The 20,442-nt window shown below is 43.0% G+C and carries 13 protein-coding genes; 2 read left to right on the top strand and 11 right to left on the bottom strand.

The window, feature by feature from the left end; translation table 11 throughout:
- The 7 genes from E2R66_RS15610 to E2R66_RS15580 form a co-directional block, all read right to left on the bottom strand.
- Complete coding sequence (locus tag E2R66_RS15610; RefSeq protein ID WP_133235279.1) at window positions 1-3,165, bottom strand: SusC/RagA family TonB-linked outer membrane protein; 3,165 nt, start codon at window positions 3,163-3,165, stop codon at window positions 1-3.
- A 327-nt stretch (window positions 3,166-3,492) separates the two neighbouring features.
- Window positions 3,493-5,787 (bottom strand): S9 family peptidase, encoded by a 2,295-nt coding sequence (locus E2R66_RS15605; protein ID WP_133235277.1) that lies wholly within the window; start codon window positions 5,785-5,787, stop codon window positions 3,493-3,495.
- A gap of 417 nt (window positions 5,788-6,204) precedes the next feature.
- Complete coding sequence (locus E2R66_RS15600; RefSeq protein WP_133235275.1) at window positions 6,205-7,407, bottom strand: glycoside hydrolase family 76 protein; 1,203 nt, start codon at window positions 7,405-7,407, stop codon at window positions 6,205-6,207.
- Between the two features lie 18 nt (window positions 7,408-7,425).
- On the bottom strand, window positions 7,426-9,789 hold the full coding sequence (locus E2R66_RS15595; protein WP_133235273.1) for a GH92 family glycosyl hydrolase: 2,364 nt from the start codon (window positions 9,787-9,789) through the stop codon (window positions 7,426-7,428).
- A gap of 61 nt (window positions 9,790-9,850) precedes the next feature.
- Window positions 9,851-10,159: a carboxypeptidase-like regulatory domain-containing protein gene (locus tag E2R66_RS15590; RefSeq protein ID WP_133235271.1), complete on the bottom strand. Its 309-nt coding sequence runs from the start codon at window positions 10,157-10,159 to the stop codon at window positions 9,851-9,853.
- Window positions 10,160-10,245: 86 nt separating this feature from the next.
- Window positions 10,246-11,676 carry a sugar porter family MFS transporter gene (locus tag E2R66_RS15585; protein WP_133235269.1) on the bottom strand — a complete coding sequence of 477 codons (1,431 nt, stop codon included), beginning with the start codon at window positions 11,674-11,676 and terminating at the stop codon, window positions 10,246-10,248.
- A 5-nt stretch (window positions 11,677-11,681) separates the two neighbouring features.
- Window positions 11,682-13,493 (bottom strand): class I mannose-6-phosphate isomerase, encoded by a 1,812-nt coding sequence (locus tag E2R66_RS15580; RefSeq protein WP_133235267.1) that lies wholly within the window; start codon window positions 13,491-13,493, stop codon window positions 11,682-11,684.
- 269 nt (window positions 13,494-13,762) lie between these two features.
- Between E2R66_RS15580 and E2R66_RS15575 the strand changes: the two genes are divergently transcribed.
- Window positions 13,763-14,491, top strand: a complete 729-nt coding sequence (locus E2R66_RS15575; protein ID WP_133235265.1) for a GntR family transcriptional regulator — start codon at window positions 13,763-13,765, stop codon at window positions 14,489-14,491.
- Between the two features lie 375 nt (window positions 14,492-14,866).
- Here the strand turns inward: E2R66_RS15575 and E2R66_RS15570 are convergent, their stop codons facing one another.
- Window positions 14,867-16,468, bottom strand: coding sequence for a hypothetical protein (locus E2R66_RS15570; RefSeq protein ID WP_133235263.1), 1,602 nt, complete (start codon window positions 16,466-16,468; stop codon window positions 14,867-14,869).
- Window positions 16,465-17,046: an RNA polymerase sigma factor gene (locus tag E2R66_RS15565; RefSeq protein WP_133235261.1), complete on the bottom strand. Its 582-nt coding sequence runs from the start codon at window positions 17,044-17,046 to the stop codon at window positions 16,465-16,467. The genes E2R66_RS15570 and E2R66_RS15565 overlap by 4 nt, the downstream gene beginning before the upstream one ends.
- A 160-nt stretch (window positions 17,047-17,206) precedes the next feature.
- Between E2R66_RS15565 and E2R66_RS15560 the strand changes: the two genes are divergently transcribed.
- On the top strand, window positions 17,207-18,010 hold the full coding sequence (locus E2R66_RS15560; protein WP_133235259.1) for a class I SAM-dependent methyltransferase: 804 nt from the start codon (window positions 17,207-17,209) through the stop codon (window positions 18,008-18,010).
- Window positions 18,011-18,155: 145 nt separating this feature from the next.
- Here E2R66_RS15560 and E2R66_RS15555 read toward each other — a convergent pair whose 3' ends face one another.
- Both E2R66_RS15555 and E2R66_RS15550 read right to left on the bottom strand, forming a co-directional pair.
- The gene (locus tag E2R66_RS15555; protein WP_133235257.1) at window positions 18,156-19,583 is read right to left on the bottom strand and encodes an L-serine ammonia-lyase; all 1,428 of its coding nucleotides are present in this window, start codon (window positions 19,581-19,583) and stop codon (window positions 18,156-18,158) included.
- 66 nt (window positions 19,584-19,649) lie between these two features.
- Window positions 19,650-20,393: an RDD family protein gene (locus E2R66_RS15550; RefSeq protein ID WP_133235255.1), complete on the bottom strand. Its 744-nt coding sequence runs from the start codon at window positions 20,391-20,393 to the stop codon at window positions 19,650-19,652.
- Between the last annotated feature and the right edge of the window lie 49 nt (window positions 20,394-20,442).

The following is a 20,442-nucleotide window of genomic DNA, read 5'->3' as shown; positions in this document are numbered from 1 at the left end:
TTATAGATTAATCTCAAACCCTAATGTGTATTTGCTTGGTATAGGATAGCCAGCGCCATTGTATTCGCCGTAAGGGTTTACAGCTTCAGCATCCGGAAGATTTTTAGATTGCTGGAACATTTTCACATTGTCGGCAACAACGTATATTCTCAATTTGCTTAAACCAAGTTTCTTTAAAGCATTTTTTGAAAAGTCATATCCGGCGTTTATGCTCTTAATTCTAAAATAGCCTCCTTTTTCAAGAAAAAATGTTTGGGCGCTGGTATAATAATACCGGTAAGTACCTATATCGTATTTAGCATAGGTAGCATTGGTGTTAGTGGGTGTCCAGATATTAACCTTGCTTAAATCTGGTGTTGAGTAGTAAACAAAATTGTTTACAGCATTACCATCCTGTGAATTTGAAAACCTGTCGGAGTCATACAAGTTCAGTACATCTCTGTCAAAAGTGAATGTACAGAAAATGCCCAGTGTAAAATTTTTGTAGCTGAAGTTGTTGGTCCAACCACCAGTGTATTTAGGGTTTGGATCGCCTGATACTTTTTTATCGGGATTTATACCGCTGTTAAACGTATCTATATAGTAGTCTCCATCCAAATCGGCAACATAAAAATCGCCTGCCTGGTACACACCGTTGCTATTCTTATACTTTTCACCTGTTAACGGATTTTGCGGAACGCTTGCGTTGGTTGGGAAAACACCTTTGGTTTGGTACAGGTAAAACGCATTTATCGGGCTGCCTACTGATAAAACGTGCGATTTATCAAATCTATCGCCACTTAAAACCAAATCCCTGCCACCATTTGGCAAACTGGTAATAACGTTTTTGTTGTAAGAAATGTTAAGACGCGACCCCCATCTGAAAGCACCTTCGAGCGGGTTTGCCGATAACGTTAGCTCCATACCCGAGTTTCGCACACCAACTGAGTTGGTTAAAGCCACATCGTAACCAGTTGTTACGGGCAAATCCACCCCAAAAAGCTGTAATGAATTCTCCTTATTGTACACATCAAACGATAGCGCGTATTTACCGTCTTTTATTTCAATATCTGTACCAATGTTCCATTGTTTCGATCTCTGCCAGCTCAGGTTATCCTGGGCAGCGCCATCATGAAAGTTAGGGGTTACAGCGGTTACGCCATTATAGGAGGTGGCACCGCTGTTTCCATCAAAACCACCGTTATTTACGCTATAAAGGTTATACTGCAGGTAGTTATTATTTGGCAGGCTACCAGATGTACCAATACTTCCCCTTAATTTAACCAGGGTGAAAATATTTTTTAAATTATCCTTCATAAACGCCTCTTCGGATAATATCCAACCAACTGAAGCAGCCGGGAAGAAGCCCCATTTGTGATTTTTTCCGAAACGGGATGAGCCATCTGTTCTTGCACTTAATGAAAACAGGTAACGGCTGTTATAATCATAGGATAGCCTTGAATAATAAGACACTAAGCCGTAAGCCTGATAATCAGAACTGGCGCCAATTTTTGATTGTTGAAAACCGTTAACCACCTGAATATTATCTGAGGGCCCGTTGTAACCAGAGGCTATAGTGTTTTGAAATTGGTTATAATTAATATCCTGCCCAACAATAAAACTCACCGTATGCTTTTTAAAGACATTATTGTAAGATAAAAAGTTGGAGGTTGTTACCGTAATGGAATTATCGGCGTAGCTATAAGAATAGTTACCCTGGCCATTTTCTAACAGATTGCTCCTGCTTAAATCGCGGCGGTTTGAATTATATAAATATGATGATTGTGAATTAAGCGAAAGGTGTTTAGAAATCTCATAAGCTAAATTTAAATTGAATGTCATTTGATTACCTATGTTTTTATCCAAATTTTCGCTGTAGGCACCCAAATAATATGCTTTTTTATCAGCATCTAAATTCAGTAACGATGAAGGCATATTTCCCGATCCCAAACTTATCGGACTGGCATTATTACCATTGCCCCTGGCATTATCAGTGCGTGTGTAAGCAATTAATGGGTTAATAGTTAATTTACCTTTAAGCGCGTGAGATACTAGATTTAACCTGGTTGAGTAACGCTTAAAGCCTGTGGCTTTAATAATACCTTCCTCGTTATAATAACCGGCACTAAAACGATAAGTGGAATTTCCGTTGCCACCTCCACTCAAGCTAAGGTCGGTATTGTTAATTTTCCCAGTCTGATAGAAAAGGCTCTGCCAATCGGTGTTGCCATTAAAGGCCGAATTCAAACTATCTGTTAGAATATAAGGAAGTTGCTGCTGGTCATTATAGGTAAGCTGGCTTTGTAAAACAGCCATTTTTTGCCTTCTTTCAGTTGTACCTAACGTTACATCTCTTAGGTTTGGGCGTTGCGTTAAGCCAACGTATGAGCTGATGGTAACGCGTGGTTCGCCTGATAAGCCTTTTTTGGTTGTAATTAATATCACGCCGTTGGCCGCCCTTGAACCGTAAATTGCCGCAGCCGATGCATCTTTCAATACGTCGATAGTTTCAATATCAGCCGGGTTAATCCCCGCCAGATAATTGGCACCGGTACCTGCGCCTGGCCCCACATATTGTTCTGTTGGTTGTGGCACACCATCAACAACATAAAGCGGGCTGTTTACAACATTATATTCGTCATAACCGCTACTCACTAATGAGTTACCCCTAACCGATACGGAGGCAGCCGCACCGGGCATACCCGAATAGTTTTGTACGTTTACGCCCGAAAGCCTACCCTGCAAAAGCTGATCAAAGCTTGCAGATGGCAGGTTGGCAAGCTCCTTTGCCGATAAGCTGGAAATAGCCGCAGTTGTTTTTTTTCTGGTAATTTTCTGATAACCAATAAGTACAACTTCACTTAGTGTTTGCATATTTTCCTGCAGCACTAAAGTAACCGTCGTTTTATCACCAACCGTTACCTCAAAAGGTAAAAACCCTACGGTTGTACTAACCAAAATAGCGCCCGCTTTAGTAGTGCGGATGGTAAATTCCCCTTTTTCGTTGGTGATTGTAGCGTTTGTGGTGCCCTTTTCTGTTACAGTAGCATTCATAATAGGTAAATTGTCTTTATCTACTACTTTTCCCTTTACAACGGATTGCGCAAACGCGCCCAGGGGAATTAGCCAACAAAGAAAAAGGCATACAATCAGGAGTTTCCTGTAGAATGTAAAATTTTTTGTCATAGTTAATAATTTTGTTTGTAATAATATTTTTATTAATAAACTCAAATATATATATCCAGGAAAGGCTTATTGCGTGTTATATTACCCTATTTTAACGGTTTTTTAACATATTAAATACATAAATGATTTAATATCAATGATTTATATAGACACGGCTTTGCCATTGCGCCCGAGTGGCACATTATTATCGTTATCGGTGATTATATATTATAATCTAGAAAAACTATTGCGATCAACACAATCAACAGGAATGGTATAAACTGTTGTGCGCTTATTTTTTCTTTTATAGAAAGATAGTTTACATATCCTTCACTATCTATACCGCCATTACTCTACCGCTACTTCAGCGTAATTTCTTGCCGGAGGTTCGGCGTTTAACAAATGCCTCACAAAAAAATCACGCTTTTTTTGGCGGCCATAGGGGCCACCATCAGTATGCCCGGCTCCAGGCAACGTTAACAGATCAAAATCTTTATTATTTTTTATCAGCGCATCAACAAAACGGTAAGTTGACTCTGGCGGAACATTGGTATCGGCCTCGCCCACTATCAACATTAAACTACCCTGTAGTTTACCGGCATTTGTAATATTAGATTGCTGATCATAATGGGGGCCAACCGGATAACCCATCCATTGCTCGTTCCACCATTGCTTATCTATGCGGTTATCATGGCATCCGCAGGCAGAAACCGCTGCTTTGTAAAACTCCGGATGAAAAAGTAGTGCGCCCGCAGAATTTTGCCCACCGGCAGATGTTCCGTAAATACCTACACGGGTTATATCCACTTGCTCATATTTTGCAGCAAGGGCTTTAAGCCACAAAATCCTATCGGCAAAACCCGCGTCGGCAATGTTATGCCAGCAAACATCATGAAAAGCTTTTGAACGGTTTGCCGTTCCCATACCGTCAATTTGCACTACTATAAAACCCAATTGGGCTATACTTTGCATTTCATTTATCACCGAAAAACTTTTTGGCACAAATGAATCGTGCGGGCCAGCGTAAATGTTTTCAATTACAGGATAGCTTTTGGTAGCATCCATATTGGCAGGGCGATAAACTACACCCCATATATCTGTTATTCCGTCGCGGCCTTTTGCAACAAACACCTCAGGCAATTTTATACCCGTAGCCAACAGGTCGTTCAAATCCTGGTGCTCCAGTTCAGCTATCGTTTTTAGCGTTGCGGTATTTTTAAGTACAATGCGGGGGGCTACGTTAACCTCAGAATAGGTATCTATATAGTATTTTCTATCGGGCGAAAAACTAACGGCATGGTTGCCTTTTTCGGGCGTAAGATCAACCAAATTTTTACCATCAAACCCAATGCGGTAATAGTGTAAAAAGTAGGGATCTTCACCCTCGTTTTTGCCACTGGCGTTAAACCATATCTCTCTCTTTTTTACATCTACACTATCAATATCCCTTACCACCCAATTACCTTTGGTAATAAGTTTTTGATCGCCGGTAATTTCATTTACAAGATAAGTGTGGCGCCATCCGTCTTTTTCGGTAACCCAAATTATCTCATGGGTTTTGGGCAAATAGCGGGTATAAATTCGTTGTTCATAGATGAAAGTATTTGTTTTTTCATCTATAATATTGCGGGTTTTACCCGTTTCTGCTTCAACCTCAATTACGCGAAAACGTTGATGCCCCCTATCAACCTTCTCATACGTAAAATACCGGCTATCGCCATCCCTCCAATGCAGTGCGGGCACGCCAAAAAAGTCGAGTTTTTCATCGCCAACTTTCAGCTTGCTTTTATTGTCTATACTAAATAAAAAGGGCTCATAGGTAGTAAACTCATCGCCTGGCTGATCATACTCGTGCGATTTTAGCTGGCCGCGGGTTGTTCCTGGCACGGCGCTTAGCACGTAGTAAACATCTTTTATTTTGCGCGGGTCTATACGGTAAGCGATAAGGTGCTTGCTATCCGGCGACCATGATATTTCACCATAAGGCTTTTCTGCACTACCATCGGTGGTAAATTGAATTTCGGCACCTCCTTTTACTGCTTTTGTATAAATATTACCACTCTTTGCAAAAGCAACCCATTGTTTATTTGGCGATATGGAATCTTTTAGCGCGCCTTCCCAACGGTATTTGCGGCGCTGTAGTGGCCTGCTTGGGTCGTAGCTTTTAAATGTTGTGTCGGCAGATTTTTCGCAATGGTAGTCATTCAGATTGCATTTAAACCAGGCATCGTTGTATTTCAGTTTCACCTGTTTTTGATCAGCATCATAAAACAGTTGCGTTACCTTGAATTTATTTGCAGGTATCGGCTTGCCTGTAAGCGAGCCTATAGCATCGGCCATTTTTTGGGTATCAAAAGCTTTATGCTTTATGCCTTTTTCTGCATCTACAAAATAGTAATCGCTCTGGTTATCGGCAACTCTTTTTCCGTACCAGAATTGTTTTCCATTTGATTGCCAGTTTGGCCTTATGGTATAATTAAGCGGCAACTTTTTCCAGGCCGAATCGAGCTTGTTAACATTAGCATAGGCTTGTAACATTTGCGCGTGGCTGGGTAAGTAGGGCTTAACTACGCTCTGCTGCGCATAAACGGCATCTGTAGTAAAAAGAGAGACAATTAAAATGTGGATCAATTGCAAACACATGCAGCGCATATAGATAAGATTGGATTCTCTAAAATTAACTAAATGCCAAACTAATAATTACGATATATTATCATTTATTAATCTTTAATTACCCATTTATTAACAATTACACCAGTTTCTTACAAACCGTTAAAAAAATGAGTCTTTTCCAAACTCGTTTATATCGCCTGAAGGTGTAATATTTATTAAGCTTTGATTAAATCTCCACACCGCTATAATTCCGAAATCAGCAAGTATTTGAACCGGTTCATGATCGCAAGACTGATCAGTCCTGCTGAACGAACACTTTTTACTCCATATTATTTGTTTGATTGGCGGGACAAGGTGCACCATGTTTAATGATTTAATTTTACAAGAAGCGCCACCGGATCTCACTACCGATGGCGCACATATAAACCAAATTACCAACTAAATTGCTTACTTCTTCTGTTTTTGCAGCATGCTTAAACGACCGTAGAGCTCTGCTATACATGCTTCATCTAATAGCCACTTATGTTTTTTGATTAATTCCGGATTTGCTGTCCAGCTACTGGTGGTCAATCCGTGCTGGTCGCGCGTGTTTTGCCATGCGTAGTTTAAATCCTTTTCAATAGCGGCTATATATTGGTAATTACCATCTATCTTATAAAGTGCTTCATATCCACGAAACAGTACCGTTAAAAACCATGGCAAATCTATATGCAGGTTGAGATTTTTGTCGTGCGGCACGCCTGTGTAGTATTTATAGCTATCTAACGCAAGCAATTTAGCCTGAGCCAAGTATTTCTTTTCTCCTGTGAATTGATAAAGCAATACAGCGGCTTCTAATAAAGACCCCGTATTGTAGGTGTAAAAAGTTAGATTTTGGTTACCATTAAGTTTTACATCATTTGCAATAATACCTGTAGCCGTATCGCGCAGCGTTTGGTACATCCAGCTATAAAATTTCTTGCCTTGTTCCAGGTAATATTTATCCTTGCTGCCTTGATAAATCTTGAGCGCGGTAAGCGTAGCCATTCCATTTGTACAAGCGAGTTTTTGATCCTTATGGCCCTCTAACCAGGTTACGCCGCCACCCATATCATCATTCCATCCACTTAAAATAAATGCAAACACACCTTTGGCGCGTTGCAGATATACCGGATTCTTAGTATTGAAGTACGCTTCCACATAATCAATACCAACCAGCCCATTATCATCATAATATCGGTCGGCTTTTTCGAACTTTACCGGGTAGGCTTGGTAACCTGCCGGCTTACGAACGGTATCGCGGTATTGCTCTATACCAACTATCAGGCTATCCAGATATGGTTTATATCTAGTTTTAGAAGATGACGACCTGAGCAATACGTTGGTAGCCGAAAACACACCCGAGAACGGCCATAAAAAGCTTACTTCTTTCTCCTTAACCCCGTTACCCTGAAAATAGTTCAGCGTATCTTTTTTGTTCGACGGAAAATTCTCCGAAAACAATCCTTTATAAGCCGGAACGCGGTAATCTTTCCAGATATTGGCGTACATGGTTTCGGCGCGTTTTAAATATTCGGCGCGTTCATTCTGTTGTGCCTGAGCATGCAAAATGCTAACTGCAAAAACAGAGGCCAAAAGCCCTACCAGATGCATTTTTCTAAAATACGTCATATCGCTCTATAGTTGTATCTATTGTTCTGATGGAGGTGGCACTTTTACGCCCCAATTGGTATTTGGCTGATTGCCCATAACAAACACCAGTTTACCGCCCTGCATCAACTCATCGCGATACAACCAGCAGTTATTTAACGGCTTGCCGTTAAAATCGGCCGCCTGGACATACACGTTCTCTGCAGCGTTGTTTTTTGATTCGATAGACAATGTTTTGCCGTTACCCAAAGTAATGGTAGCCTTATCAAACAGCGGACTGCCCAGTTCAATTATAGGGCGGGCATCTGTTAAGCCTTTAACATCAAACAAGCCCAGGGCATTCATCACATACCACGACCCCAACTGCCCCTGGTCTTCATCCTGCCCGTAACCATAACCATGGATTGGTTCGGTACCGTAAAACTCCTGCCCTATCAGCCTGGTCCATTTTTGGGTTAACCAGGGTTTGCCCGAGAAGTTAAACAACCAGCTGATGTGGAGATTTGGTTGGTTACCGTGGTTGTAAATGGAGTTGATACCCGCAAAAGCGTCAATAGTTTTACCGCCACCAAAGGCCAGTTTTTCTGAAACGGTGAAGATGCTGTCTAACCGCTTATTGAAGTTATCCTTACCAATAGCATCAACCAGGCCTGCGGGGTTTTGCGGCACGTAAAAAGTGTACTGTACCGCATTCCCTTCCTGGAAACCCCTCCAGGGTTGATATGGGTCAAACTTGTCTACAAATGTGCCGTCGAGCCTTTTGGGCTGCATTAACTTGTTTTTGGGGTTAAGCAATTCGCGCCAGCCGTTAGCGTATTTAATGAGCTGCTGATAATCGGCAGTTTTACCCATCGATTTTGCCATTTGTGCAGTTGCGAACGCACTAAAGCTATATTCGAGCGTGTGCGAGCCCGAGAAGTTGGACCCCGTAGAATCGGTCACAAAATCGCGCCCGGTTTGTTCCAGGTGCGGCACGTAGCCATGGGCTAAAAATGCTTTGGTATCCAGCTTACCGGCACCTACAATGCGGTTTTTATAGTTCAGATCGTTGGCCTTAACGGCATCATAAGCCAGGTTAACATCATAGTTGCGAATGCCGGAATTGTATGCTCCTGCTATGGCAAGCCCAACAAAATTAGTCCCCACGCCCGATATGTATTCACTGTTGGCAATGCCATCGCCAAACCAGCCGCGGTCCTTATATAATTGCAATTGTGTATTTACAAAACTGCCGTACCATTTAGGGTAGCTTAATGCCCACAACTGTGTGATGTTCCAGTACCCGCCCCATATGGCATCGGTATTAATAAATTCGGCTTTCAACTCGCCGCTTTGTTCGGGCAACCGACCTGTTGTACCGCCATGTTTAGGATAATCTCCGTTAACATCGCTGGCTATACCCCTGCCCAACAAAGCATGGAATAAGCCTGTGTAAAACTTTGTTTTATCGGGTACGTTTGTGCCTTCAACTACTATCTTGCCCAGTTGCTGCTGCCAGGTTAGTTGAGCGTTTGCTTTTGCCTTATCGAACGACAATCCCCTTGCTTCGGCAATAAAGTTAGCTTTGGCGTTTGCCACCGATGTGTACGACAGTCCTGTTTTCACTTCTATGGTTTCGCCTTCGGCGGTTTCATAGTTCAAGGCCAAGCCAGCTCCCACGCCCTTGGCTTCAACTGTATTGGGGTTGATGTTATCCTTATTAAATGCGGTAACGTTTAATGGTTTTTTGCTGAGCTCTCCATAGAAGAACATCGCCACTTTACCTTCCGGATCGTAGATCTTCACATACTTGGGATAGGTGAACACAAAGCCCTCAAAGTGTGTATCATCAATCATTTTGATACCTGCATCTGTAACGTCGCTACTCTCGCCCTGCTTGTTTCCAATATCAAGTATAATGTGTGATTGCGCGTTCTTGGGGAACGTATAACGCTGAAAGCCTACCCGCTTCGTGGCAGTTAGTTCGGCAGTGACGCCGTAATTATCCAGCAGAACTTTATAGTAGCCGGGTTCGGCCACCTCATTTTTTCTGTCGAAGTTAGAGCGGTATCCTGTAGGCGGTCCATCCAGATCGCCTGGCTTTACCTTTAATTCACCGTTGGTTGGCATGTAGCTTACGCCTCCTACCTGCCACTCGTGAAAATGCACAAAGCCCTCTATCGAGTTTTGACGTGTGTCATAGCCCACGGCCTCCCAGCCGCTTGGGTTACCATAATGCCCGTTGGTTGAAGGGGCAAGCTTAGCCATACCATAAGGTACCGCAGCAGGCGTATAAAAAAACCAGCGACTATGTGCTGTACCAATATTGGGGTCTACATATTTTAGCGCACTTTCGCGCTGCATACCGCAGGATGCCAGCGAAACAACCAACAACGCAAAACCCGCTCTGATAAATAATTTCATAGTTGTATAGCGTATACTGCCAACCGGGCAGCATTTGTTTCTTATTTATATTTGGAAAGCATTACCTGCAGGCGCTGCATCCAGGCCTGGTCCACACCTTCGTAATTATAAACTTACCGTTCACATCAGTAACGGTACCAACTGTAGTACCTGCAATACTGATGTTAACAGCAGGCAGCGGCTGTTTTTGCTCGTCAAGCACTCGCCCGGTAACGATAATATCGGCTACTCTAGTGGTGTTGACAGCTGCGGGGGCAGCTGCCTGCGCAAAGCTGCAATTAAGCACTGCGATACAAAAGAGCATCAGCACAAAGGGGGGGATGTATAGCCTCCTTAATTTTTTTAGTTTTTGTAATAGTTTCATTCTCATAGCAATTGGTTGATTTTTGATTATTTTAGGATTACATTAATGCGGTTCTTCATGCCGCACGATTAATAGTTTCGATTTTCTTTTTCTTACTTAGTGGTTTTAGGGGAGTTGTAATAAGTGCTTTTCCAATAGGCCTCAATGTCCTCCAACGAGCGACCCTTGGTTTCGGGGATCAGTTTCCAGGTGAGCCAAAAGGCCGGTGAACAACATAGGGCAAACAGCCAAAATGTCCGTGCCGAGCCTAAGCCCTCCAGCATTACCGGCGTTAACTGGCCCACCAGAAAGTTGCCCACCCATAAAGAAAGGGTAGCCAGCGCCATAGCTTTACCGCGAATAGCATTTGGAAATACCTCGCCCACCACAACCCAGCAAACCGGGCCGAAAGAAAAGGCGAAGCAAGCTATAAAGGCGAGGATGAAGATGAGTATCCAGGGGCCGGAGGTGAGGCCAAGTGCAAACAAAACGCCAATAACCACCAGCGAAAGTACCGCACCACCTATGCCAACAAACAGCAGCGGGCGCCTGCCCCATTTATCTACCGTAAAAATGGCCACAAAAGTAAACACCACGTTTACCAGCCCAATGGTAACCTGCCCACCGAGCGCATTATTTAAGGTGAACCCGGCCTGCTCTAAAATGCGCGGCCCATAATAGATCACCGCATTAATACCGCATACCTGCGACAGGAACGGCAGCAGGAGACCAATCCACAAGGCCTTGCGGTAAACCGGGGTGAATAGTTCTTTTATGGAGGTGTTATTGTCGTCTCCCTGTGCTTTAAAAGCTTTTATCTCTTTAACGGCCGCATCCGCTCCGTCTATCTTTACTAAAATGTCGGTAGCTTTTTGCTCTTGCCCTTTTAAAAGAAGCCACCTCGGCGATTCGGGCACCAAAAACAAACACAATAAAAATATACCGGCGGGTAAGGCACCCAATCCAAGCATGGCGCGCCACACTTCGGCCGAAAATAATTTTTGCATGGCATCTCCCACATATGTTTCTGATGTATGATTGGCCAGGTAAGCATTGCTAAAATATGCGAGCACAATACCAATGGTTAATGCCAGCTGGTACAGCGACACCATCATGCCCCTCAGTCGCGATGGCGCAAACTCGGAAATATAAAGCGGCGATACCATAGAGGCTACGCCTATGCCCAAACCACCTATTAATCTAAAAACAATAAGGGTATTAAAAGACCCTGATAACATACAGCCCACTGCCGATGCCAGGAACAAAATGGCCGACAGGATGAGCACGATCTTCCGGCCGTACTTATCGCTCAACTTTCCGGAAAAGCTTACGCCAATGATACAACCCAGCAAGGCGCAGCTTACAAACCAGCCTTCGCTTACCGAACTTAAGTTGAAGTCGGTTTTTACAAGGCTAATGGTGCCTGAAATTACGGCGGTATCAAAACCAAACAAAAAACCGCCCAATGCAGCAACCAAGCACACCAAATACAGGTACACATTGCTTTTTTTAGCCGTTTTTGAACTATTTATAGCGACACTCATAATGCTTATTTTAAAAATGCTTTAATAACTTTTGCGCGCCCGTTGCCCAGGTTGGTTAATTTGTAAGAACCCGCTGCTGCGGGTATGACCACCGTTTCGGCATAGGCATATTCTTTAATGGAGCCATCTGCGGTTTCGATATTGATACCCGTACCTTCTACCAGCATCAATACATGGCAGCAATTATTGGTGCTAATGGTGACCTGATTATCAAACTCCACACGATGTACATCGTAAAAATGATCGGCATGGGTGGGCACGTGAACAATTTGCCATCCTTCGGCCTGCTCAATAACCTGCTGTTTGGAGATCAACTCATCCTGTACACGGCTGCCTTTACGCTCAAAATCAAGGTTATTAAACGCATGATCTATGTTAATGGGGCGTGGGTTACCATCCAGATCGAGCCGCACCCAGTCGTACATTTTAAAGGTGAAGATGTAAGGCGTTGCGCTGATCTCCAGCACCAGGTTGCCTGCGCCGGCGCTATGTACGGTTCCGTTAGGGATCAGAAACAGGTCGTGCTTTTGGGCGGGATGCGATTGTACATATTCTTCTATATCTATCTCTTTACCGGCGGCCTGGCTTTCTTCCAGTGCAGTCCTGAATTCGGCAGGGTTGATGTTTTCCTGGAAACCCAGGTACACGTTCGCGCTGTTGTCACAGTCTAAAATATAATAGGTCTCGTCCTGGGTGATGTTCTCTCCAAAGTTCTCGCGGATGTATTTAAGCGTTGGGTGACATTGGATAGAAAGGTTGCCGCCGTCGAAAGTGTCCAGAAAATCAAAGCGGATAGGGAACTCGTCGCCAAAAATATCGGCATGTTTTCCTAATACCTGTTGGTTGTTGTGAAACATCAGCGTATCAAAGGATACTTCCAGTAAGTTGCCGTTGCTTTCAAAAACGATCCCGTTCTCGGGCACGATCAGTTCGAACGACCAGGCATAATTAACGACATCGGTATTGATGTTTTTGATATGGTCTTTTATCCATTGCCCGCCCCAAGCGCCTGGTTCAAACCAAGGCCGCACCCTAATGGTTGACCGGCTAATAGTATCCAGACCATCAGTAAGGTCTGTTTTAAACATCCAGTGGAGGGTGTTTGGCCATTGCCCGTCTGCAACTACACTTATTTTATCAAGAAGAGCTTTTTTGTGGTTGTTGAGCAGTACCCAATCCACAAAGTAAAAGCGTTTATACATTTGGAAAGGCTCTGCAATTTCGGCAGCACCAAGGTTGGTAACAGCGCCCGCCCGCATCCTGAACTGCAGTTCGTTCTTCGGCAGATCGATATAAATAATTGCTGCATCCCAGTTGGCCAGGGCAGCACCCGGGCCTATGATAATATTGATCGCAGTCGATTCATCGGGCAGTTGCCCGATAAGTTCGTCTTCCTTAAAAAGGTCTGTAAGTGTTAAACTACATTTGGTACCCCAAACAGATTCGTATTCGCCCAAAAATGGCGTAACCAATTGCTGCACATCCTGCGGGTCTTTTAAAAAATCGACTGTTTCTACCCAGTTTGTTACCAGCCCCTCTATCTCCAGCAACAGATCTAACTCACCTTTGATCTTATCGAAAAAAACGCCGGCGTAACCATCAATAACAACGGTTTTTTGCGCCACTATCCAAGTCACCAGCGAGGAATATCCGCTGAAGATCTTCCCATCGCCAATGCTGCAAAACGGATAAACATTGTATTCGCCTTTCCCGGGCAATGAGCCATCGATTTTGGCGGGCATTAAATACTGCGAAGTTTTACGCAGGGCAGCATTTTCCAATTCTATGTGCTCTTCAATCTTAATTTCGCTATTCATTTATTTGTAGTAATGTATGTACATATTAATTTAGTTGTAAAAACACCATCTTAGTGGCGCGTGCTTGAAAATTGGTGGTAATTACTGGTTTATAAAGTAGTAATGTACAAACATAGAAAAATATTTAATTATCCAAATTAATTTTTGAATTATATTTTTATGGCTACAAAGTGTGCATATTACACCATTAGGCCATTTCAAAAAAGTGATTATGTACATACATATTAACTATTTGATAAAATTCATTATCATTGTATAACGTAACCGTTATGCGCTACTCCATAGATCATAAAAGCCCTATCCCGCTGCACGCCCAGGCAGAAACCCTGTTAAGGCAGCTAATTGCCGAGGAAGAATATCAAAACGGCAAAATAATGCCCAACGAGATTGAGCTGGCAAAAATGCTGGCCATATCACGCTCTACGCTTAGGCAGGCTATTAACAAACTGGTTTTTGAAGGCCTGCTTGTACGTAAAAAACGTATGGGTACTAAGGTTGCGCAAGCCGGGGTAAGTTCAAAATCAAACAATTGGCTTAGTTTTTCGCAGGAGATGAAGCTTAGGGGCATTACCATCCGTAACTTTGAATTACATGTTACCTGGGCAATGCCCAATGCCGAAGTGACCCGCTTTTTTGAGATCAAACCCGACAAACAGGTCTTAAAAATGGAACGAGTGCGGGGTAAAACGGATGAACCCTTTGTGTACTTTGCTTCGTACTTTCATCCAAGGGTGGGTTTAACGGGCGATGAGGACTTTAAAAGACCGCTGTATGAGCTGCTGGAACATGAACATTCGGTTATTGCAACATTATCCAAAGAAGAGATCAGCGCCATGGCTGCTGATAAATTCATTGCCGATAAGCTGCGTGTACCAATAGGCAGCCCTATCCTGTTCCGAAAACGCTTTGTTTTCGATCAGGGCGAGCGACCTATTGAATTTAATATAGGTTATTATAAGGCGGATAGTTTTGTTTATACAGTTGAAAGTACGCGATAGAATCCATTACTTTTTTTTGCATGCACTTTGAGAGGAATGTTAAGAGCAAAAAAAGGTCTAATTGTGCGAAAAGACCTTTTAGTTATGGTGCTTCTTCTGCCCGGTTTATTGCTGATTTATAGAAAACAGCACGGATTTAAGAATGTTTATGGTGCATGATTTAACCTATGTATAGTGGGGTAACAACAAATTGGTAGAATTAAGTATGATGAATTCCTCACTTTCATTTTTGGCCATGGCTTTTTTTTGCTTTCAAAAGTATACCGGAAAGGGTGATGGCGCTATTATATTGGTATAAAAGCGCTTAGTGCTGCGAATTCTGAGCAGGTTCGATATATGACTGTAGCATCTTACTAATAGCAGAAAGTATAAAATTTAACGAAATCGCCACCCTATCCCCAACTGAAAAGTTTGATAAGTTTTACTATAGTTACCCAATGCATTGCCTATTTTATATGGCTTAAGTACCTGGTAATTTGCATTGATGTCAAACTTTTTAATATGCAGGCTTATTCCGCCTGTGAACCCTATGTTGACCTTATTAATTGTCGTGTGGTTGAGGGCGGCATTGATTTCCTGGGTATAATCCAATGTGTCGCGCGGGTAAGCTATTGGGGCGAGTTTAGTGCTTACTCCTGATTGTTTGATTGGTAAGATAAAAAGAGCTCCTGCTTTGATGCTAAGCGTGTTTGATAGCTTGTACTCAACCGTTACAGGAATATCGGCAACTAACAGCTTACGGGTATCAACTATGGCAAAAGGCGGTATGGAATCCTGAGCATGATAACTTAAGTGTGTAAACCTTCCCGAAATAGTTCTGTTACTGTTAATACGCACTCCCAAATTGATTAATAAGCGTGGTTTTATGGAATAAGTGCCAAATCCGCCAAAATAAAAACTGGTGCTGTTACCTGCACCTATACTTGATCCACCTTCAAGACCGTAATTATACTGCGGAGTAATAATTTGATTAGATTTTTTGTTTTTGACGGACTTGCTTTTTATCAATTTGGCTTTTAGGGAACTGGTTGTGTTTCGTTTGTTGGCGTTGCCCACCGCACTTTTTTGAGTGTGAGTTTTATCATTAAGGGTTGATTTAACAGGCTGCCGCCCTACAGTGTCATTAGGTGTAGAACCTTGCACAACCGTGTTAGCATCGTTAATGCCACTGCCCACAAATTCAGGTTGCATTTCGCTATTTGAATGTATTGCGATAGGCTGTTTTTGTGCTATTTTATCTGTTAATTCTATACTATTGCCTCTGTTTTTAATATCATAGGAATTGTTACCAGTTGAATTCCTTGTCGGCAATAATTGACGACTGGTTAATGAAATATTACCCGTTTTTCGACGCATTGATTGGTCGACCTGCTTTAGTGTTCGTTTACCATCTTTTTCGGCATTATGGTAACGTGAGCTATTATACAAGACGTTACTTGCGCTATTTTTACTTTTGATATTTTTAAGAGCCGGAATACTGGCGGTTGCTATACGATTATTTGCGACGGTAAAAGGTGTATCCTGTTTTGATGAAGCTGTAGTAATACTTCCGACTGCTCCGGGTAAAATCTTTGGTGATTGTTTCGGTGATTTTTCAATCATTAATGAGTCATACGATGTTTTGATCCGGGATAATGTTTCCGGAATATTTGTACTAGTATTGTTTTGTTGATTTTGATCGTTTGTATCCGCTTTAATACTACTCCTATTTATTTTATCAGTTTTGACGGGATGAAATACAGGCAAAGCATAATGTAGGGTAATAACTGTAATTGTAACTATGGGTACCAGGTAGCTCATTACAATTTTCATTAACTTTACTGATGAATGACCGGATCGACCCAACTGATTACCGTTTACAGGCATTTGCTTATCAAGTAAATTGCACATTCCCTTCCAACCCAAATCTGCGTCTTCTACAGGTAATTTGTCAAGCTTCTTAAGCCAAAGTCTTTGATTCCATGCTGAATTCTTCATTTTGCCTCCTTGTTTTCAGTTGGTTTATCAATACTTTGTTCAGCAGATGACAACATTTGCCTTAGCTGTTTCTTCGCTTCAGATAAATGCCAGCGCGAAGTGCTTTCACTAATTCCTAGTTGTTCTCCAATCTCTTTATGTGAATAACCATCAATTACAGCAAGGTTAAAAACGAGTTGCGTAGCTTCAGGCAATACGCGAATCAATTTCAGCATATCTTCGGCAAAAAGTTTATCAAGTACGGCAGGAATGATAAAAATGTCGTCTGTGTCCTTATAGCCTTTTATTTCATAAAACTTCGCTTCCTTTCTGCCCAGATCAATACATGTCCTCACCGTTATGGTTCTAACCCAAGCGCCCAGTTCGCCCTTCTTCAAATCAAACTCGCCGATATGCTGAAATACCTTCAAAAAAGCTGCGTTAAGCGCTTCACCGGCAAGCTCATCTGATTTTAAATAACGAAAACACAAGCGTAGCATTTCGGCATGGAAGCGTTTGTATAAACCTTCCTGCGCCTGGCGCTCATTTGCTTTGCACCCATTGATTAGCTTTTCTTCCTGATTGAAAAATAAGCTCATCAAGGCAGTATAATAAGAATATTGGTATCCATAGTTTCCTGTATAGGTTACGCAGGTCTCCTGGTAAACGCTGGGTTAAAATCGAAATTTATTTAACATATTTTTTACCAAGCGTTTCGATTTCACCTAGCGTAATATCATCAAATTAACTTATAATTTAATGAATCCTTACCTAAGCGAGAAAAAACTATTCGGCGACGATTTCACTATTGAAGAGATAGAAAACTGGTATAACCTGGAGAAAGAAGCTTACGCCAACCTGGGAAGTAAAAATGCGGAAACGTACGTATACCATTATCATGCATTAAACAAGCTGCACGGCTTTAATTATTTGAAAGGCAGGCATTTTAAAAATGTGCTTGGACTTGGTGCAGCCTGGGGGCATGAATTTGAACCAATTATCGACCAAATCAGTAATTTACATATTATTGAGCCATCTGATAATTTACGATCCGATAAGTTAGGTAACATTACGCCTATTTATACTATGCCGCAAATTTCAGGAACTATCAATTATCCCGATGGTTATTTTGACCTGGTAACCTCACTCGGAACACTTCATCATATTCCCAATGTTTCTTACGTAGTAGCAGAGTTGAGCCGGGTTACCAAACAGGGTGGGTATATACTCATTCGTGAGCCTGTTATTTCAATGGGCGACTGGACTAAACCAAGGGAAGGCCTCACCGCAAATGAGAGAGGTATCCCTTTGCCCATATTCAGAGACATTTTGGCTCAGCATCCTTTACAGATTATACACGAAAGCTTTTGTTTTACCATGACTGCCTTTTTCCAACGGACTTGGGTTAGGTTTTCGAAAATCCCAATATATAAATATAAAAGCTACATACTACTGGATAAATTTCTTTCTAATTTTCTCCTCTGGAATTTGAAATATCATGCTACAAATAAGCTCCAGCGCATAGCGCCACAAAGCGTTTTTTACGTTATTAAAAAACGTTGAACATCTGAATTACGCGATTTTTGATACTTAATTCGTCGAGCCTTAAAAAGTCAATAAACGAGGATTGATATTGTAATTTGGTTGTTGAAATGCTGTCTTGACAAGGTGAATGAAGCGTAAAACAAGTGCCAAAAGATTGTCTCACCTAACATTCCGGCAAACTAATCGGGATATTTATCGCAAGCCCCCCATCGGATGTTTCTTTGTATTTGGAGTTCATATCCTGGGCGGTTTGCCACATGGTGCGCACCACGGCATCCAGGCTTACTTTAGCTTTATCGGGGTTGCTTTGCAAAGCCAGTTGGGTAGCGGTGATAGCTTTTATGGCACCCATGGTGTTGCGTTCTATGCAAGGCACCTGTACCAGTCCGCCTATGGGGTCGCAAGTGAGGCCGAGGTGGTGCTCCATGGCAATTTCGGCGGCCATAAGTACTTGCCGCTGGCTGCCGCCTAAAACTTCGGTTAGTGCAGCCGCGGCCATGGCGGATGATACGCCTATTTCGGCCTGGCAACCGCCCATGGCTGCGGATATGGTGGCCCCTTTTTTAAATATACTACCCACTTCTGATGCGGTGAACAGGAACTGTATAATCCTATCCTCGTCAAAACCATCGCAAAAGCAGATGAAGTATTGCAGTACAGCCGGTATTACACCAGCTGCGCCATTGGTAGGCGCGGTAACTACACGGCCGAAACTGGCGTTTTCTTCGTTTACGGCCAGAGCGAAACAACTTACCCAATCTAATATATTCTGGAAGCTATTACCCGTTTCGCGGATGGCTGCCACCCACTCTGTATAGCTATTATAGGCGTGTTTGCCCAACAGGCGCTTGTTGAGTGCGGCGGCACGGCGGCCAACGTTGAGGCCACCGGGCAGGTTGCCTGTGGTGTGGCTACCGCGGTACATACACTCCTGCATTACTTTGAATATTTGGAGTACGTTGGCGCGCGTTTCGGCTTCGCTGCGCCAGGCGAGTTCATTCTCGGCAACTACTTCCGATATTTTGAGTCCGGTTTTCAGGCACCAGTGCAGCAAATCGCCTGCGGTTTCTATGGGGAAGGGCAGGTCTACCTCGGCCTTGTGCGACGCATTCGCGCCCTCTTTCACTACAAAGCCGCCGCCAATAGAGTAGTACGTTGCCGATACCGCTTTACCATTGCTCAGAAAAGCCTGGAAGGTAACCGCATTAGGGTGAAAGGGCAGGCTCTCGGTAAAGAGAAAAAGCATATCATTATCAAAATGGAAGCTGATCGCTTTTGTGCCGCCCAATAGCAACTGGCGGCTGGCATTTATATGCGCTATTTTGCTATCGATTTTATCTACCTCAAAGGTAACCGGGTCGTCACCACTTAGGCCAAGCAATATGGCAATATCGGTGCCGTGGCCTTTCCCGGTTTTAGCAAGGGAACCATATAACAGCACCTTAAGCTCTACCACCAAGGCCAAAGCCCCCTGCCCGGCAAGCAGGGCTACAAATTGCTGCGCCGCGCGCCATGGGCCAAGCGTATGCGAACTTGATGGCCCGATACCTATCTTAAACATGTCGAATACAGAAATTTGCTCGCGTTGCATGGGCGTAAAGATAGGGTTATACCGCCTGTTTAACCAACAATAAACATGGCGAACATTTAAAGCAACTTATCCGATTTGGGGATTCAGGTTCAGTAAAACGTGTTGATGATCTTTGATAATGGTTTGCAGGAATTTATAACTATTTAACCCTTCGGGCGGGGTGATATCCAAATGATCCTGAATTTTCTTTGCCATATTATCTACGAACGCCATATTGCCGGTTCTAAGGAAATGCCTGATTACCTCGTGCACCAAGGCAATGTCCTGATCAGAAAGGTTTGTCGCTTCCATAAAAACGGGCTGGTATTCTTCTTCGGGCAGGGTGGCGTTAAGCTCGTCTATGCCTGCCTTTGGCTTGGTTTTAATGAGCGTGGTATTCGCCACTATATCACCAATGCGTTGCTTATTCTCTGTTACGGCAACAGAAAATATAGCCACTGCGGGTACCGCCAGGGTAAAATCTGCCGCGCGAAAGAGGTAGCGCAACAGGTATTGCCCAAAGCGGGGCCTGCCGCCATCAAGGCTCACCACCTTTATCTTCATCACAAATTTGCCCAGGCTTTGCCCGTTAAACACTACCTCGCATATTAAATCATAAAAGGCGTAGAATACGAAAAATAATATCTGCGGCAGCGTAAAGCCAAATAATACCGACTTTGACATAACGTTATCAAACAGCCACAAATAGAGCAGGATGATGGCCAAAAACAAGGCATAGTCTATAATCCGGGCGATGGTGCGCTCGCCAATACCGGCAACTTCGTAGTCAATATCAATATTTTGGGCCGTTTTTATCCTAATGGTATGCATACCTAACAAATATACTTTCCAATTATCATTTATTTAATTGGCATTTACT

The sequence above is a fragment of the Mucilaginibacter psychrotolerans genome (assembly GCF_004519315.1).
GTDB lineage: Bacteria > Bacteroidota > Bacteroidia > Sphingobacteriales > Sphingobacteriaceae > Mucilaginibacter > Mucilaginibacter psychrotolerans.
The sequence above is the reverse complement of the archived record's forward strand: the minus strand, read 5'-3'. Positions and strand labels throughout refer to the sequence as shown.

Excerpts from the sequence above, each read along its gene's own strand:
- E2R66_RS15610 (WP_133235279.1), bottom strand. The coding sequence starts at position 3,165 with ATGACAAAAAATTTTACATTCTACAGGAAACTCCTGATTGTATGCCTT.
- E2R66_RS15605 (WP_133235277.1), bottom strand. The coding sequence starts at position 5,787 with ATGTGTTTGCAATTGATCCACATTTTAATTGTCTCTCTTTTTACTACA.
- E2R66_RS15600 (WP_133235275.1), bottom strand. The coding sequence starts at position 7,407 with ATGACGTATTTTAGAAAAATGCATCTGGTAGGGCTTTTGGCCTCTGTT.
- E2R66_RS15595 (WP_133235273.1), bottom strand. The coding sequence starts at position 9,789 with ATGAAATTATTTATCAGAGCGGGTTTTGCGTTGTTGGTTGTTTCGCTG.
- E2R66_RS15590 (WP_133235271.1), bottom strand. The coding sequence starts at position 10,159 with ATGAGAATGAAACTATTACAAAAACTAAAAAAATTAAGGAGGCTATAC.
- E2R66_RS15585 (WP_133235269.1), bottom strand. The coding sequence starts at position 11,676 with ATGAGTGTCGCTATAAATAGTTCAAAAACGGCTAAAAAAAGCAATGTG.
- E2R66_RS15580 (WP_133235267.1), bottom strand. The coding sequence starts at position 13,493 with ATGAATAGCGAAATTAAGATTGAAGAGCACATAGAATTGGAAAATGCT.
- E2R66_RS15575 (WP_133235265.1), top strand. The coding sequence starts at position 13,763 with ATGCGCTACTCCATAGATCATAAAAGCCCTATCCCGCTGCACGCCCAG.
- E2R66_RS15570 (WP_133235263.1), bottom strand. The coding sequence starts at position 16,468 with ATGAAGAATTCAGCATGGAATCAAAGACTTTGGCTTAAGAAGCTTGAC.
- E2R66_RS15565 (WP_133235261.1), bottom strand. The coding sequence starts at position 17,046 with ATGAGCTTATTTTTCAATCAGGAAGAAAAGCTAATCAATGGGTGCAAA.
- E2R66_RS15560 (WP_133235259.1), top strand. The coding sequence starts at position 17,207 with ATGAATCCTTACCTAAGCGAGAAAAAACTATTCGGCGACGATTTCACT.
- E2R66_RS15555 (WP_133235257.1), bottom strand. The coding sequence starts at position 19,583 with ATGCAACGCGAGCAAATTTCTGTATTCGACATGTTTAAGATAGGTATC.
- E2R66_RS15550 (WP_133235255.1), bottom strand. The coding sequence starts at position 20,393 with ATGCATACCATTAGGATAAAAACGGCCCAAAATATTGATATTGACTAC.